A 1,135-nucleotide genomic window follows, 5' to 3' on the forward strand; every position below is an offset into this window, starting at 1 on the left:
ATCAAGCGGCGTAGGCACAGCACGCAAGTAAAATTTATACCAGTAGCGCGTTTAAACTTACACGACAGTTTTATATTTAATTTACCATATTAAAAACAGTTGCATGATAATACTGACGCCACCCTTTTTAAATGCTGACGAAACTTACGAGCGTATCCGCTATGTTATCTAGCTTATTATCCAACCTTAATCATCGTCACCTTACAAGTAGCGTCTCAACCAATAGCGAGCTGATAGCAGACATAGAAGCAGGTACTCTGGACGGTGACAAAGTACATCTTTTGACCGCGCAGATGCAAAGTGGTGGGCGCGGACAGCATCAGCGCTCATGGCAGTCGCCAGCAGGCAATGTGTATTTATCTCTATATCATCCGTATCAAGCGCCTGTCAGCGGACTGCTATCGTTAATTGTAGGCGTAAAGCTGGCTACTATGCCTGTGATAGAAATGATAAATGAGCAGCTAATAAGGCAAAACTTAACTCCTATCGGTGTCAAATGGGCTAATGATTTGGGCTTTTATGCCCAGCAAAGCGTTGATACCACTCTAGATAAAAGGGTGACGCCTTTTAGCAAACTGGCAGGGATATTAATAGAACCGGTATTACGCGATGGCAAAATGTTGGGCGTTGTCATCGGCGTCGGTCTAAATGTGGCAACTACGCCTACGCTCACCGCAAAAACTGCTGAAGGTATGAGTTATCAAGCAATAAGCTTGCAAGACATTGAGCAATTGGTTAAGACAGATAATAATAATGACATACCGAGTTTGATAACTCTTTACGAGCAAGTGAGCGATGCTCTGTTGTCAGCGATGACTTGTTTTGCGCAAATAGCGCTTGAGCGTGCTAGCATCAACCCACACTATTTAAATGATTTTATACAGCAGTTTGAGGCGGTAGATGCGCTAGCAGACCTAAAAGTATGCGTCACGCAAACTCACCGCGCTCAAGAACACAAAATCGTAGGTCACGCCTGCGGTATAGATAGTAATGGCTGTTTGCAATTACGCCAAGATGACGCTAGTATTTGCACCATTTTTACCGGTCGCCTTGATGTAATAAATGAAGTTTAAAGGGTACTTATAACGAATACTGCTCTCGCAAAAGCACCATTAAACGAGAGCGGTTAAAAGGG

The 1,135-nt window shown here is 43.5% G+C and carries 1 protein-coding gene; it reads left to right on the forward strand.

The annotated features are described in order from the left end of the window. Nucleotides 1-161 precede the first annotated feature (161 nt). Entirely contained in the window at nucleotides 162-1,073 is a 912-nt protein-coding gene (locus ACTXGO_RS14285) for a biotin--[acetyl-CoA-carboxylase] ligase (protein ID WP_443574982.1), read from the forward strand. The last annotated feature ends 62 nt before the right edge of the window (nucleotides 1,074-1,135 follow it).

Source organism: Psychrobacter sp. T6-1 (assembly GCF_052258445.1).

Bases quoted from the DNA above. Each gene is read 5' to 3' on its own strand.
- ACTXGO_RS14285 (WP_443574982.1), top strand. From the start codon at position 162: ATGTTATCTAGCTTATTATCCAACCTTAATCATCGTCACCTTACAAGT.